The following is a 15,662-nucleotide window of genomic DNA, read 5'->3' as shown; positions in this document are numbered from 1 at the left end:
TGAAGTCACAATTAAGAAAACCTCAAATCTCTGCGGCATGACCATTCCAAAGCGAAAGCCCTATTATTTTAAGGTTAAAGTCTTTTCAAATCTAATGAGTATTTTTTTATGAAAAAAAACTTTGATTGCGTTATTTTGCTTCATAAACGAATCACTTTAACTCAATGAAAATTAACGTAAAACCTATTATTCTTGTTTTTGTACAATTATTACTATTTGCTGAAATATTTGGACAAAAGCCTGATGTACAGCGAATCAACCCTACTAATTGGTGGGTTGGCATGAAAAACCCTAACCTTCAAATCTTGCTTTATGGCAAAGACATAGCCAGTCATAAAATAAGCTTACAACCCTATGCCGGCGTGAGAATAAAAAAAGTTAATAAGGTAGAAAACGCCAATTATCTGTTTGTTGACTTAGAGATTACCAAAACAGCAAAAGCAGGAAAGCTGTCTTTTACTCTCGGAACAGGAGCAAATACTACCAAAATTGACTATGAACTTAGAACCCGAACAGCCAGACCGCAAGCCCTTACTCAAGCCGATGTTATTTATCTGATTATGCCCGACCGATTCTCGAACGGAGACGAATCGAACGATAGATTTGATGATATGATTGATAACAATGCAGATAGAAAGAACCCCTGGCTACGCCACGGTGGCGATTTACAGGGTATCATCAATCACTTAGATTATTTTCAGGAACTGGGCGTTACTTCACTTTGGCTCACTCCGGTTATCGAAAATAACCAGCCTATCACCAACGAAGGCGGCTCTATGAGAAGTGCTTATCATGGATATGGCTTCACCGACCATTATAATGTTGACCAACGTTTGGGCGGAAACGACACCTACAAAAAAATGATTGATGCAGCTCATGAAAAAGGCATCAAAGTGGTACAAGATGCCGTTTATAACCATGTTGGTATCAACCACTGGTTTTTACGTGATATGCCGTCAAAAGATTGGTTGAACCAGTGGGATACATATACCAATACCTCTTATAAAGACCAACCGCTATTTGATATTCATGCATCAAATTATGACAAAAGAGTTACTTCTGATGGTTGGTTTGTGCCTTTTCTACCCGATTTGAATCAGAAAAATCCGTTTGTGGCAAATTTTCTTATTCAGCACGCACTCTGGACGATTGAGTACTTTAATATAGATGCCTGGCGAATTGATACTTATATTTATAACGATATGGAGTTTATGAATAAGTGTAACAAGGCTATTCTGGACGAACACCCAAATATGCTAATCTTTGGTGAATCGGCTGTCGGAACGGTTGTGAGCCAGTCATATTTCACCAAAAACAATTACAATATCCCGTTTAAATGTAACTTGCCATCAAGTTGTGACTTTCAGGTGCATCATGCTATTAATGCTGCGTTGAACGAGAAATTTGGCTGGAACGAAGGCGTTAATCGCTTGTATCAGGTAATTGCACAAGATATGGTATATCAGAATCCTGAAAGACTAGTACCTTTTGTAGAAAATCATGACAGCGATAGATTCTTTTCGGTAATTGGTGAAGATTTCAATAAATATAAAATGGGCCTTACATGGCTTTATACGCTTCGAGGTATTCCGCAAATGTATTATGGCACCGAAATACTGATGAAAAACTTCAAGAATCCGACCGATGCTGAGGTGCGTAAAGATTTTCCGGGTGGTTGGAAAGACGACAAAGAAAATAAATTTGAAGCCGCTGGCCGAAACGAAAAAGAAAATGAAGCCTTTGAGTGGAACAAAAAACTACTGAACTACCGAAAAACATCGGAGGCAATTACTATAGGGAAAATGATGCAGTTTCTGCCTGTTGATGGAATCTACGTGTATTTCAGATATACCGACAAACAGCGAGTGATGGTGATAAGTAACTCTAATACTGCCGAAAAAGAGGTACAAACCCAGCATTTTGCCGAGATTCTGAAAAATGCACAATCTGCCAAAAATGTTATGACAGACGAGGTAATTTCTGATATTAAAAGCATCAAAGTACCTGCCATGACAGCACTAGTACTGGAAATTAACAATTAATAGTATTGCAAAATACAATTCGTTGAAAATTTCCTATCCAATAGGTACTACTCTTAATAAAACTATTGTTTAATTTGCAATACTGCCATAAACAATTCAAGTTGTTTATGGCTTGAAGAGTATTATGCCCAATACTAATGTATTCTGTAAAAATAACCAAAAGAAAATATGATTAAGGCTTTTCTATTTGATTTAGACGGTGTTATTGTCGACACTGCCATTTATCATTATCAGGCGTGGAAACAAATGGCCAATAATCTGGGATTTGATATTTCAGAAGAATTTAACGAACAACTAAAAGGTGTAAGCCGCATGGATTCTTTAGATATTATTCTAAAACACGGCGGTATTGAGGTTAGCGATGAAGAAAAACTGGCATTAGCTACACAAAAAAATGAAAACTATCTGAATTTAGTAAGCAAAATGAGCCCTGCAGATATTCTGCCAGGTGTTGGTGATTTTTTTGTGCAGGTAAAACAAGAAAATATAAAAATAGCCTTAGGGTCGGTAAGTAAAAACGCTAAGTTGATTCTGGAAGGAATTGGTATGCTCGACGATTTTGATTCTATAATTGATGGCACAAAAATAAGCAAAGGCAAACCTGACCCCGAGGTTTTTCTGAAAGGCGCCGAAGAATTAGGCTTTTCACCTGCTGAATGTCTTGTTTTTGAAGATGCCGTAGCCGGAGTTGAATCAGCAAAAAGAGCTGGCATGAAAGCCGTAGGAATAGGTAAAGAAGATGTATTGACAGAAGCTGATGTTGTGTTTGAAGACCTAGTAGGTGTAGATATTCATGACTTATTGGCTCAGGTCAATCAAGAAAATCTTTTATAGAAGACTTACTTTAACCATAAAATAAGCGACAGACGCTACTAATTACGTATGAAAAATTATATTGTCCATAACGAATGGAGCATTATTGAGGAGGGATTCCACCCCGAATATAATGAAATTACCGAAAGCCTCATGAGCCTTGGGAATGGTCGTATGGGCGGCAGAGGTAATTTTGAAGAAACTTATTCTGGCAAAACTTTACAAGGCAACTATGTAGCTGGTGTGTGGTTTCCCGACAAAACCCGTGTGGGTTGGTGGAAAAACGGTTATCCGAATTATTTTGCCAAAGTATTAAATGCCTGTAACTGGACGGGCATAGATCTTGAAATTGAAGGAGAAAAACTTGATTTGGCTTCTTGCGAAGTATCTGAGTTTCGTCGTGAATTAAATATGCATCACGGCACACTTGAGCGCTCGTTTATTGCCAAGTTTCCATCAGGTAAATCAATCAAGGTTAATACGCTTCGCTTTTGTAGCTTAAAAGATGACGAGTCGGGAGTTATACGCTTTTCGATTAGGCCATTGAATTTTTCGGCCTATGCCAAAATAACGGTATCGCTCGATGGTGATATTTCGAATAAAGACTCAAATCATGGAGAAAAATTCTGGAATGAAATAAGCAAAGAAACAGGACATGGCGAGGGGTATCTGACGCTAGAAACCAAAAAATCAAAATGGGAGTCGGTACCAACGTTTCAGGTGTGTACCGGTATGAAATTTGAAAGTTTCCAGCACGGTGAATTAGTTGATTTGCCAACGATGCCCATAAAAAAAGACAAATATGTGGCTAATGAGATAAAGGTACATCTGAAAAATGATGAGGAAACTGTTATCTATAAATATGCGGTTAACTTATCGTCGGAAAACTATGCAATTGAAAACCTTAATCTGGAGGCAAAGAAATATTTAGAACACATATCAAGCAAGGGTTTTGAACAAATGCTTGAAGAGCAAAAAGCTGCCTGGAAAACCAAATGGGAAGGTAACGATATCCAGATTGATGGAGACATTGCCGCACAACAGGGTATCAGATTCAATATTTTCCACCTGCAACAAACATATACCGGAGAAGATGCAAGACTAAACATCGGGCCAAAAGGTTTTACAGGCGAAAAATATGGTGGCTCTACCTATTGGGACACCGAAGCGTATTGCTTACCGTTTTATTTGTCAACATCAGAGCAAAAAGTGGCAAGAAACCTATTGGTTTATCGGCATAATCATTTACAAAGAGCTATTGAGAATGCAGGCAAACTTGGCTTTACGGCCGGGGCGGCATTGTACCCAATGGTTACGATGAATGGCGAAGAATGCCACAACGAGTGGGAAATTACCTTTGAAGAGATTCACAGAAATGGCGCTATTGCCTATGCTATTCACGATTACATCAGATACACAGGAGACCACCATTACCTGAGCGAATATGGTTTAGAGGTTTTAATTGGTATTGCCCGTTTCTGGGCTCAGCGTGTTAACTGGTCGGCAGCTCAGCAAAAATATGTGATGCTGGGTGTAACCGGGCCTAATGAGTACGAAAACAACGTAAACAATAACTGGTACAGCAATTATCTGGCTGTATGGTGTCTGAAATACACGCTTGAAGCCATAGATATTGTAAAGCGTAACTCTGCCCGGTTTGAAGATATTGTAAGCATTACAAACTTTGACGAAACGGCCGAAACATCGGCATGGAAAAACATTATTAAAAATATGTATTTCCCTTATGATGCCGAGCGGCAGGTAATTTTACAGCAAGATGGTTTCTTGGATAAAGAGTTGCTGACAGTAAATGATATTACACAGCATCGCCCGATTAACCAGAAATGGTCGTGGGATAGAATATTGCGTTCTTGTTTTATTAAACAAGCCGATGTTTTGCAGGGTATGTATTTCTTTGAAGAAGATTTTTCGATTGATGAACTGCAAAGAAATTTTGATTTCTATGAGCCAATGACTGTTCATGAATCGTCATTGTCTCCATGTGTGCACGTGATTCTGGCAGCTAAGCTAGGCAAGAAAGAAAAAGCCTACGAAATGTATGTCAGAACAGCCCGCCTCGACCTTGACGATTATAACAATGATACAGAAGATGGTCTGCACATTACCTCAATGGCTGGAACCTGGATGTCGGTTGTGAAAGGTTTTGGTGGTATGCGGGTAAAAGACAATATACTCTCATTCAGTCCATTTTTGCCTGAGCAATGGCAAAGTTTCTCATTCAGAGTAGGTTTCAGACAAAATGCTTTAAAAGTAGCTATTTATCCTGAACATATTTCGATTGAGAACTTATCAGAAGCCCCAATTTCAGTATTGGTAGAAGGTGAAAAAATAAATATTAAAGGTCTTGAAACCGTAAATATCCCACATTGATATGGATATAGACCCAAGCAATAAGGTAGTTCAGTTATGTACTGATGGCATGAGTAACGAGTTTGAAGGTAAACTCAATGAATCAGAAGCGCTATTTAATCAGGCTTGGGCATTAGCATCTAACGAATTTGAGGCTTGTATTGCAGCGCATTACATGGCACGCAGACAATTGTCATTAGCAGACAAACTCAAATGGAATCTTAAATCTTTTGATCTCGCAAATAAAATCGAAGGCGATGGTATGAAGAATTACTTACCATCGCTTTGCTTGAATGTTGGTAAATCTTATGAAGACTTAGAGCAAATTGCGGAGGCAACTTATTATTATCGCCTGGGTGCTGATTATACTGATACACTCAAGGAGAATCCATACGTTAACATGATAAAATCAGGGTTAACAGAGGGATTAAAAAGAGTAGGCGCAGCAGTAAACAATAATACTACTCTAAATGCATTGATTGATAAATGGTGCGAAAGAAAAGATTTAAAACCTTTGTCGTTTATATTGCCTGCCTATGTCAGTAATTTAGGCAGCCATGTTAGCAAACAGAAATTAAGAAGTGCCTTAAGTTATTTAAGTGCGGCCAAGTGCCTTAACAATGAAGAACAACAAATAGTCGAAGATTTGATTATTAATTTCTGCCAATAGCACAGTTAAAAACAAAGCGAGGCTCTTATTAATCTAAGAGCCCCGTTTTTATTTTAATTGACCATCGGCCTTTTCATCATTCTAAAAGCTCGTCTGAAACCTCCAATTAATGCCCATATACCTAGCCCTAAAAGAGCTAAACCGCCTATTATAGCCAAGGCTATAGCCCCTGACGAACCTCCACATTCAATGCCGCAAACCAAAACAACAACCCCGATTCCTAATAAAACGATACCGAGTACCATTAATAATACCTTTGCCGACCTATCAACCGTGGTTGTTGTAAAGAAAGTCTTTTTAATTTTTGCTACGGCATTTTTAAAGTATTTCTTAAAAACTGTTTTGGTTGTTAGCATTGAGCTTTCTGTTTCGCCAACAGTTGTACTTGTAATTGTAACAGCCAGAACAGAAAAAGGATAATTCATGGTAGGCTGAATACTATGCTCTGCCATGCGTACATGCTCAAAATAAGCAGCAGTCTGGTTTCCGATAAAGCCCCATAATGCGGCTGACGAAAAACAAGCTACCAATTGCATAACTTTGAGCCTGTAATAAAACTTATGCATTAATTCTCTGGCATTGAAAGGATATACCAGACAAACCCCGATATTAATAAACAACATAGCAAGCAAAAATGGAATCGAAAGAGTAGTGCCTTCGAAAAACATTTCGGCTCCTAAGACAAACGCCATACGGCATTGTACATAAAATAAAATCGGGAGAATGATAAAACGAACGAGCGCAGGATTCCTGCCAGCCCACCTGGAGATTTGAAACATTATCGTATGGATTTTTTATGTGAATTTATTATAATTCAAAATTATACGAAATATTTATACATTTCCAAGCTTTCGCTATATTTTTTTTAGATTTTAATACTCATCATCAAAACCATCGTTGAAATAACGGCTACTTTTCATCTCATCGTCGTCATCGAACTTGCTTGATTTAGGAGCCATTTTTTTCAAAATCCCAATCTGTCCGTTATGGTACAGGTCGTGGTTGATAATACCATGCAGAAGTGTGTAGAAATCATATTCACTACCCGGCACAATCTCTAACAAAAAGTTGTCGTCTTTATCTTCCAGGCTACTCATTAGCTCATCGTGGCTAAGGGTAAGCTCCATTTGAAGGGTTTCCCATTCAAACTCATCAATCTCTTTTAAGTTCCCCCAGTTTTGCTTTTCGGTTCTGATATCGAACTCTGCTTCTCCCTGAATCTTTTTCAATACAAAGATTCTCCAGGTTGTCATATGGTAAACTAATTCGGCAATAGTATGAATTCCTTTCTGACGATTTCCGGCAGTTTTCGGCTTTATGTCTTTTACATTTTCAAGTACTGATGGGCCATGCCATGAACCACCATGAAAAGCGGCATTCAATAAAGTCTTAATTCTGTCTATTTCTCTTGTTTGTAGTTCTTCCATTATATTTTTAATCTAATTCTATTGCTAACGTTTAATGTGTCAAAATTATTCCCATAAAACCCAAATCATACCTAAATGGTAGGTATCATGCTGGATTAAGCCTGTTAATAATTTATAATAGGTGTAGTCTTGTCCTGGTACTAGCTTAACGAGCAAATCGTCGTCTAAACTTTCGAGTGTACTTATCAGCTCTTCCTGATTAGCTCTTAATTGCTCAACCAGATTTGGCCAGTTTTGTTTAGTTATAGCCTCTTCGGTACCATAATTTTCCTCCTCACTCACCAAATCATATCTGATATTGCCACCTATTTTCTCAAGCACAAATCTTCTCCATGCACCAAGGTGGTATATAATCTGACATATAGAATATTTCGAATATTCTTTCCTTTCATCTACTACATTTAAAGGCATTGAGTTGATAAACTCCATTACTGATGGCCCATGCCAGGCATCTCCTCTGAATACGGTATCTAAATTATCAATAATTTTGTCAAGCTCCTTACGATTCATAAGCACTGGTCTTAAATTTCGCCAAAAATAACATTAAAATTTCTGACTGCAAATTTGCGGAAAAAGGTACGATTTGAAATACTTTCTATCAAAAAATATTCCTAAAATTTATAGAACATAACGATTTGCCTCATGAATTTTGCCAAACAGGCGGTCTTTTCTGTTTAAAAGCGAGAATACCCTCTTGTGCATCGGCCGAACTACGAATCTCTTGCAGTAGATTAATCAGGTATTGATGCTGCTCATTTTCAGCAATTGTAGCTAAATTCTGGTAAGCTTCTATACCTTTTTTAATAGCAAAGGGCGAACCAGCCAGTATAGTTTGAATCAATTCATCTGTATCTGAGTCGATTTTATCAGCTGTTGAAAGATGTGTTACCAAACCTAGTGCATGGGCTTCATGCGCAGAATATTTTTTGCCGAGTATGCACATTTCAAGAACTTTGCGTTGTGGCATTATTTTTAATAGGCTTGCCATAACCTGCAAAGGGAAAATTCCTCTTTTTACTTCAGGTAGGCTGAAACCGACTTCTTCGGTACCCACAACAAAAGTGCACCCTCCTATCAGCAAAAATCCTCCTGCCAATACGTCCCCTTTCACTTTGGCAATGCAAGGCTTTAGCAAACTCTTAAAGGCATCACCTAAAGTTATTTCCATAGCTGGTTCGGGAAGTTTATCATTGCTAATATCTAATGTAGGGTTCTGAAATACATTCAAATCCATTCCGGCACAGAAAACTGGGCCTTCTGCTTCCAGCAATACGCACCATACATCGCTTTGTGAATTAGCGTAAGCCAAGGCAAAAGCAATTTCATGTACCATTGTTGGGGTAAAAGCATTTCGTTTCTCTGGTCTGTTTAGCGTAATAATAAACAGATTCCCTTTAATCTCTGTTTTTATTAATTTAAGCTCAACATCCGCAAAAGAAGCAATATCGTTTTCAGTGAAATACATTAGTTAATCAGGTTTTGGAAAGCCATTTTTAAATCATTGATTTTATCAAAATCAGTGTTTTCACCAAATATCAATAAGTTTTCGGTTGGCATATTGCCTACCAGCTCGTCAGCAGCCATAGGGCAGCCACCATATCCTAATATAGCCCCGTCGAATCTTCTGCAACCTGCTCCATAGGCACTTTCAATCTTTTCTTTCCAGGTATCGGGGGTAGTATGCAGATGTGCCCCAAATTCTAATTCAGAGTACCGAGGTATAAGGTTTTGAAACAAATAACTAATGTTCTCTGGTGTTGCAATCCCTACTGTATCTGATAACGAAAATATCTTTATCCCAAGCTGTTTGAGTTGAGACACCCAATTTAACACAATTTCAGCATTCCAAAGGTCGCCGTAAGGATTGCCGAATCCCATTGAAATATAAATCACCAAAGCTTTATTGGCTTTCTCACAAATTTCCTGAATGCCCTTTACTCTTTCTAAAGATTCTGTAATTGTGGCGTTGGTATTCCGTAACTGAAAAGTTTCTGAAACCGAGAAAGGATAACCCAAATAGGTGATTTTGTCATAAGCGACTGCCTCAGCAGCACCTCTTTCGTTAGCTATTATTGCCAGCAATTTGGTTTTGGTGGTAGACATATCAAGCCCTTCAACAACGGCTTTGGTATCAGCCATTTGTGGTATAGCTTTGGGAGAAACAAAACTCCCGAAGTCGATGGTATCAAAAAGATTGCTTGCCAGAAGCTGATTAATGTAAGCTGTCTTTTTATGAGTTGGTATAAAATCGTGCAGCCCTTGAATAGCGTCTCTTGGGCATTCAATTATTTTCATGGGCTTTTAATTTTAGCAATACTAATTATTTTTTGGTAATTTCTCGGGCAATTACCACTTTCTGAATCTCAGAAGTCCCCTCACCAATCGTACAAAGTTTGGCATCTCTGTAATACTTTTCAGCCGGATAATCTTTTGTATAACCATATCCGCCATGAATCTGTACACCCTCATTTGCTACCTCAACCGCTGTTTCAGAGGCATAGAGTTTTGCCATAGCCGACACTTTGGTTACTTTCTGACCATTATCTTTTAAAAAACCAGCTTTTCGGGTTAAGAGTTCTGATGCTTCAATTTTTGTCGCCATATCGGCCAGTTTAAAACTCACTCCCTGAAAATTAATAATTGTTTTACCAAATTGCTCTCTTTGCTGCGCATATTTCAAGGCAGCCTCTAAAGCCCCTTTAGCGATACCAAGCGACAAAGCAGCAATAGAAATACGCCCTCCATCAAGAATTTTCAAAGATTGAACGAAGCCATCGCCTACATTACCCAGAATATTATCTTTATGTATTCTGCAATTATCAAAAAACAAACAAGCGGTCTCGCTTGCACGCATACCCATTTTGTTCTCTTTCTTACCTGCCGAAAAGCCCGGTGTATCTTTTTCAATAACGAAGGCTGTCATTCCATGAGAATCGCCTTTTTCGCCTGTGCGGGCAATTACAACAGCTACATTTGAACTAATGGCGTGAGTAATAAAATTTTTTGAGCCATTCAATACATAATAATCACCATCGGCTACTGCTGTTGTTGCCATGCCGCCAGCATCAGAACCCGTGCCAGTTTCGGTTAAGCCCCATGCGCCTATCCATTCTCCGCTAGCTAGTTTAGGTAAATATTTCTGTTTTTGTTCTTCGTTGGCAAAAGTGAGTATATGATTGGTACAGAGTGAATTATGTGCCGCTACCGACAAGCCGATAGAACCACAAACCTGCGAAATCTCGTCTATAATAGTAATGTATTCTTGATAGCCAAGGCCCGAACCACCGTAATTTTCGGGTACAAGTACACCCATAAACCCGAATTCACCCATTTTATGAAAGAGGTCAACCGGAAACTTCTGAGTCTCGTCCCATTCCATTACGTGAGGTCGAATATAGTTCTCTGCAAAGTCTTTGGCACTTTGGCGAATCATTTCTAGTTGTTCGTCTGTATCGATTTCAAAAACTGTCATATATTTATATTATTGGTTGTTGATAATTAGTTGCAATACTAATTATTTTTTTGACAACTATTTATCATATTTGCAAAAAAATTGTTCGATATTAAGAAATAATATCATTATTTTGTTTCATAAACGAAATCACTCATATATTATGCTAAATCTGGAATCACTTTTAGAAGAGCTGGCTCAAAAGAAAAAACAAATAAAACTGGGCGGAGGTTTAAAAAAAATTCAGGCACATAAGGCAAAAGGCAAAATGACCGCCTGGGAAAGAGTTGAATATCTTATAGATAAAAATACTGAATTTGTTGAGTTTGGGGTGTTTGCCGGAGAAGGTATGTATGAAGAAGATGGCGGTTGCCCCAATGGTGGCGTAGTATGTGGCATTGGCTATGTAAGCGGCAAAATGTGTGTGATAGTATCGAACGATGCTACGGTGAAAGCCGGAGCGTGGTTTCCGATTACAGCCAAGAAAAACCTACGTGCACAAGAGATAGCTATGGAAAATCAATTGCCGATTATTTATCTGGTCGATTCGGCAGGGGTATATCTCCCAATGCAGGCAGAAGTTTTTCCTGACAAAGACCATTTCGGTCGAATATTCAGAAACAATGCTCAGCTCTCGTCGATGGGTATTCCACAGGTAGCCGCTATTATGGGAAGCTGTGTAGCCGGAGGAGCGTATCTTCCGATTATGTCTGACTACGCCTTGATTGTGGAAGGTACAGGCTCGGTTTTTCTGGCGGGTTCTTATCTGGTAAAATCTTCTATCGGAGAGGATATTGATAATGAAACGCTCGGAGGTGCTACTACGCATTGCGAAATTTCGGGAGTAACAGATAATAAATTCCCGAACGATGCGGCTTGTTTAGATGAAATACGAAAGATTTTTGACAAAATGGGGCATAACCCTAAAGCAGGATTTGACCGCAAAGCCGCTCTCCTGCCACTAAAAGACCCGAAAGAAATCTATAATATTTTACCAGCCGACCGAGTAAAACCTTATGATATGGTAGAGATTATTGAAAGAATAGTAGATAATTCGGAGTTTGATGAATACAAAAAAGGTTATGGACAAACCATACTATGTGGTTTGGCTAGAATTGATGGCTGGGCGGTAGGGATAGTTGCCAATCAGCGCAAGATAGTAAAATCAAAAAAAGGTGAAATGCAGATGGGTGGCGTTATTTATTCTGATTCGGCCGATAAAGCCGCACGATTTATCATGAATTGTAATCAGCAAAAAATTCCACTCGTGTTTTTGCAAGATGTAACAGGTTTTATGGTAGGCAGTCGCTCAGAGCATGGTGGAATTATTAAAGATGGAGCAAAAATGGTAAATGCAATGGCCAATTCGGTTGTGCCGAAGTTTACGTTTATTGTCGGAAATTCGTACGGGGCAGGCAATTATGCCATGTGCGGCAAGGCCTATGACCCAAGGCTGATATATTCGTGGGTAACAGGACAGATGGCTGTAATGAGTGGCGCATCGGCCGCTAAAACTTTACTTCAAATACAAGAAGCAACGTTAAAAAACAAAGGTGTAGAACTAGACGAAGAAAAGAAAAAGGAATTGTTAGATTCAATTACAAATAAGTACAACTCTCAGCTCAGCCCTTATTATGCCGCATCTAACCTTTGGGTTGATGGGGTGATTGACCCATTAGAAACCAGAAAAATCATATCGGCAGGTATAGAGGCAGCCAATCATGCACCTATTACCAAACGTTATAACGTTGGGGTGATTCAGACATAGAAGCCATTAGATAAAAACTAAGATCAAAATACATCTCTGACAGTATTTAATGCTAACTTGCAAGACCAATATTTACCAAAATTCTGTAAGGTAAGTATTGGTCTTTTTCATAAATAACTTATGAAACCTTAACTTTTCCCTAAGCGCACATGAGAAAGAATTTACTCCTTATTCTTCTGCTGAATATCTATCATACCAGTTTTGCGCAAACTCCCGTAATTTTAGGACGAGAAGTAAAAATCAATATTAACCAATTAACGCAACAATTACAAACAGCCAATGCTTCAAGTGAAGATTTACGTCCTGTAATCAGCTTGCCTTCACCCGATGGGAATACGATTCTTTTCAAGATAAAAGATTCTCCGATCATGCAAAACCAAGCGGCAAATGTAAAGACTTTTAATGGAGAATCAATCGATAAAAGTATTCCAATACGAATAACACTCACACCTTCAGGTTTTAGTGCCATCATGCACTATAATAATGGCTATTATTTTATTGAACCTATCGACAAAAAGCCAGACACTTACAGGTTATATAACATTAACGAAGCACCCAAAGGCAGTTGTAATATTAGCGGCAATGAGCCTTTTCTGAATGAACATAAAAACGGGCGTGTATTAAGCGTATCACCATTCCCGATTGGTACGCATCTGCGAACTTTCAGGCTAGCCGTGGCTGCCACTAATCAAATGACCGCAGCACTGGGTGGACAAACACAAGCGAGAGACAAAATTATTTCGATAATAAATGCAGTAAACCTGATTTACGAAGTTGAAGTGGCTATCAGATTTTCATTGATTCCTGAAACCATCAGTTCAATGTCAATCTTGTTTACCTCTCAAGTATCAGACCCTTTCGTAATCAATTCTTCATTTGCTAGTGCCGCCAATGCTCAAAACGGGTTTAATGTACTAAGTACTAATACTTTATTACCTTACAGTAATTATGATATAGGGCATGTAATGAATGCCTATATTGATGGATCAGGGCCTGATTATTATGTACAAGGGCAAGCAGGCCCAACCCCGTGCGAAAACACCAGCAAAGGACGCGCATGGACAGAATTTGTAAGCAATGCCGCTTTGGGGAGCATAGTTGAGGTTTTTGCTCATGAAACAGGGCACCAGTTTATGGCATGGCACACCTATAATGCCATAGGTGGCGCATCTAATTTCTGTATCAACGGCTGGGATAGCAGAGCGGCCATTGAACCAGGAAGCGGTTCAACCTTAATGGGATATGGAGGTAATTGCGGAACGCCCGTTAATTATAACCTTACACCTCCGTATAATAGCACTTATTTTCATACCAAAAGTATTGAACAGATATTGGTTTCGGTAAATACATTTAATACTTGCTACACTTCAACAACTACCGGAAATACCCCTCCTACTGCCATTGGCGGAAACAATTATACAATACCCAAAGGCACACCTTTTACTTTAACTGGCTCTGCCACCGACCCAAACAGCACGGATGTATTAAGCTATGCTTGGGAACAATACGATATTGCCAATAACGATGACAAGGGCGCATTTGGCAGTAACATTAACGGAATTGGTGGATACCCGGCCGTAAACAGCACAGCAGGTGCGCCATTATTTAGAAGTAAAATTTCTAATGTTCCGGTCCGTAATTTCCCTGACTTAAGATTTGTGCTCAATAATGCGAATAATCCGCCAGATAATGAAGGAGAAGCACTACCACAAGTAAGTAGAATAATAAATTTCAGGCTTACTGTAAGAGATAACAAAGCCAGCGGTGGTGGAGTAGATTCTGACGAAGTGACTATTACCGTTGATGGTACTAAGGGTCCCTTATCGGTTACATTACCCAATGGCGGCGAGCCTTGGGCGGCTGGCTCTACTCAAATCATTACATGGGATGTTAACAGTACTCATTTGTTGAGCGCCAATGTAAAAATCTTACTTTCAGTTGATAGTGGTTATAATTACCCTTATACACTCTTATCTTCTACAGCCAACAATGGGACTGCGAGTGTCACAATTCCTACTAATATTGTAAACACATCACAAGCTAGAATCAAAATAGCAAGTACCAATAGCCCAACTGCTGAGTTTTTTGATGTGAGCAATAGTAATTTTACTATTAATTCATCTTGTATTGCAGCCACTACTTATATTTGTTCAGAACAGCCGATTACTGGCAACAGTGGAAGTACTGTATTTAATCTTGGGCTTAGTAAGGCTACAGGAAGTTTGTTTACTAATAAAAGCAAGACTTTTAGTTTTTCAGGTGCAAGCGGTCAGCCAGGAATTTACTACACGAATTCATCTAAAACTGCTTGCCATAACCCTTACACTATTACTGCTAAAATAGTGGTATTTAAGGTTAGTAAAACCGGAACTTATCAATTAAACGCTTTAGATAGTAGTACGAGCGCTGCTGGAATAAGTATATTCAACGCTCCCAATTTTAATTGCAACACTTTTTTAGGCTCAAACACTTATTCGACAGGACAAGGTATTTCTTGGGGTGGAGGCACAAATCTTACCTTACATGAATGCAACACTTACTACGCATTGGTATATAACTTTAACTCAGCTACAAGTTTTCAATTAAATTTCGATGGGCCTGGCGATATAATTGACGTACAAAGTGATGTTTCGGGCTTTAACTATACTTATGTAGCAGTTAATCAGGCTAATAATCAAATTGTGGCGGTGTCTGCATCTTCAAATTTTACTACACTTCCGAATGGCAACTTTAGTGTTTATGGCTTAAGTTATGCTAACGGATTTGACACTAATACTCTACTAAATAAAACAATTGCGCAGATATATGCCGAGAGCACCTGTCTTTTGTTTAGCAATAATAACAAACAATTAACTGTCATCGAGTTGCCATGTTTAAGTAATCTTGTGCTGACACACCCAATGAATGATATTACGAGCGGCGATGTTGCAAACCTTGCTTCGGCAAGTAATGGGAAGATAAGTGCAACTAATTTCATTACAGGCATTGGCACTCGAGCCACTTATCTGGCAAAAACTATTGAATTAAACGCCGGATTTAAGACCGAAACCGGAAGCGTTTTCAGAGCAGAAACAGGAGGGTGTAATTAAAATTGCTTTGCTGAATTGTAAAGTTCTGGTTT

The 15,662-nt window shown here is 38.8% G+C and carries 12 protein-coding genes; 6 read left to right on the top strand and 6 right to left on the bottom strand.

The annotated features are described in order from the left end of the window. Positions 1-164: 164 nt before the first annotated feature. The 4 genes from WAE64_RS13780 (at position 165) to WAE64_RS13765 (ending at position 5,895) form a co-directional block, all read left to right on the top strand. A complete protein-coding gene (locus WAE64_RS13780; protein WP_340237376.1) occupies positions 165-2,042 on the top strand; it encodes a glycoside hydrolase family 13 protein in 1,878 nt (625 codons plus the stop codon). Between the two features lie 168 nt (positions 2,043-2,210). Continuing rightward, positions 2,211-2,876: a beta-phosphoglucomutase gene (gene pgmB / locus WAE64_RS13775; protein WP_340237375.1), complete on the top strand. Its 666-nt coding sequence runs from the start codon at positions 2,211-2,213 to the stop codon at positions 2,874-2,876. Between the two features lie 48 nt (positions 2,877-2,924). Beyond that, positions 2,925-5,246: a family 65 glycosyl hydrolase domain-containing protein gene (locus WAE64_RS13770; RefSeq protein ID WP_340237373.1), complete on the top strand. Its 2,322-nt coding sequence runs from the start codon at positions 2,925-2,927 to the stop codon at positions 5,244-5,246. Between the two features lies 1 nt (position 5,247). Continuing rightward, a complete protein-coding gene (locus WAE64_RS13765; protein ID WP_340237371.1) occupies positions 5,248-5,895 on the top strand; it encodes a hypothetical protein in 648 nt (215 codons plus the stop codon). A gap of 53 nt (positions 5,896-5,948) precedes the next feature. Here the strand turns inward: WAE64_RS13765 and WAE64_RS13760 are convergent, their stop codons facing one another. The 6 genes from WAE64_RS13760 to WAE64_RS13735 form a co-directional block, all read right to left on the bottom strand. Next, a complete protein-coding gene (locus WAE64_RS13760) occupies positions 5,949-6,674 on the bottom strand; it encodes a hypothetical protein (protein ID WP_340237370.1) in 726 nt (241 codons plus the stop codon). A 93-nt stretch (positions 6,675-6,767) separates the two neighbouring features. Then, positions 6,768-7,322, bottom strand: a complete 555-nt coding sequence (locus WAE64_RS13755) for a DinB family protein (RefSeq protein ID WP_340237369.1) — start codon at positions 7,320-7,322, stop codon at positions 6,768-6,770. Positions 7,323-7,367: 45 nt separating this feature from the next. Beyond that, positions 7,368-7,832: a DinB family protein gene (locus tag WAE64_RS13750; RefSeq protein WP_340237368.1), complete on the bottom strand. Its 465-nt coding sequence runs from the start codon at positions 7,830-7,832 to the stop codon at positions 7,368-7,370. A 130-nt stretch (positions 7,833-7,962) separates the two neighbouring features. Next, entirely contained in the window at positions 7,963-8,787 is an 825-nt protein-coding gene (locus WAE64_RS13745; protein ID WP_340237366.1) for an enoyl-CoA hydratase/isomerase family protein, read from the bottom strand. Further along, a complete protein-coding gene (locus WAE64_RS13740; protein ID WP_340237364.1) occupies positions 8,787-9,617 on the bottom strand; it encodes a beta/alpha barrel domain-containing protein in 831 nt (276 codons plus the stop codon). Before WAE64_RS13740 ends, WAE64_RS13745 begins: the two co-directional genes overlap by 1 nt. A gap of 25 nt (positions 9,618-9,642) precedes the next feature. Further along, complete coding sequence (locus WAE64_RS13735) at positions 9,643-10,794, bottom strand: acyl-CoA dehydrogenase family protein (protein ID WP_340237363.1); 1,152 nt, start codon at positions 10,792-10,794, stop codon at positions 9,643-9,645. A 142-nt stretch (positions 10,795-10,936) separates the two neighbouring features. Here WAE64_RS13735 and WAE64_RS13730 point away from each other — a divergent pair, with 142 nt between their 5' ends. Together WAE64_RS13730 and WAE64_RS13725 are read left to right on the top strand one after the other, a co-directional pair. Continuing rightward, positions 10,937-12,541, top strand: coding sequence for an acyl-CoA carboxylase subunit beta (locus WAE64_RS13730; RefSeq protein WP_340237361.1), 1,605 nt, complete (start codon positions 10,937-10,939; stop codon positions 12,539-12,541). A gap of 149 nt (positions 12,542-12,690) precedes the next feature. Continuing rightward, positions 12,691-15,630, top strand: coding sequence for a reprolysin-like metallopeptidase (locus WAE64_RS13725; protein WP_340237360.1), 2,940 nt, complete (start codon positions 12,691-12,693; stop codon positions 15,628-15,630). Positions 15,631-15,662 lie beyond the last annotated feature (32 nt).

Origin of the sequence: Emticicia soli (assembly GCF_037860775.1) — a bacterium.
Lineage (GTDB): Bacteria > Bacteroidota > Bacteroidia > Cytophagales > Spirosomataceae > Emticicia > Emticicia soli.
This window is presented reverse-complemented; position numbering and strand designations above follow the sequence as displayed.

Coding starts and splice junctions, on each gene's coding strand:
- WAE64_RS13770 (WP_340237373.1), top strand. CDS start 2,925: ATGAAAAATTATATTGTCCATAACGAATGGAGCATTATTGAGGAGGGA.
- WAE64_RS13745 (WP_340237366.1), bottom strand. CDS start 8,787: ATGTATTTCACTGAAAACGATATTGCTTCTTTTGCGGATGTTGAGCTT.
- WAE64_RS13780 (WP_340237376.1), top strand. CDS start 165: ATGAAAATTAACGTAAAACCTATTATTCTTGTTTTTGTACAATTATTA.
- WAE64_RS13760 (WP_340237370.1), bottom strand. CDS start 6,674: ATGTTTCAAATCTCCAGGTGGGCTGGCAGGAATCCTGCGCTCGTTCGT.
- WAE64_RS13740 (WP_340237364.1), bottom strand. CDS start 9,617: ATGAAAATAATTGAATGCCCAAGAGACGCTATTCAAGGGCTGCACGAT.
- WAE64_RS13765 (WP_340237371.1), top strand. CDS start 5,248: ATGGATATAGACCCAAGCAATAAGGTAGTTCAGTTATGTACTGATGGC.
- WAE64_RS13735 (WP_340237363.1), bottom strand. CDS start 10,794: ATGACAGTTTTTGAAATCGATACAGACGAACAACTAGAAATGATTCGC.
- pgmB (WP_340237375.1), top strand. CDS start 2,211: ATGATTAAGGCTTTTCTATTTGATTTAGACGGTGTTATTGTCGACACT.
- WAE64_RS13725 (WP_340237360.1), top strand. CDS start 12,691: ATGAGAAAGAATTTACTCCTTATTCTTCTGCTGAATATCTATCATACC.
- WAE64_RS13730 (WP_340237361.1), top strand. CDS start 10,937: ATGCTAAATCTGGAATCACTTTTAGAAGAGCTGGCTCAAAAGAAAAAA.
- WAE64_RS13755 (WP_340237369.1), bottom strand. CDS start 7,322: ATGGAAGAACTACAAACAAGAGAAATAGACAGAATTAAGACTTTATTG.
- WAE64_RS13750 (WP_340237368.1), bottom strand. CDS start 7,832: ATGAATCGTAAGGAGCTTGACAAAATTATTGATAATTTAGATACCGTA.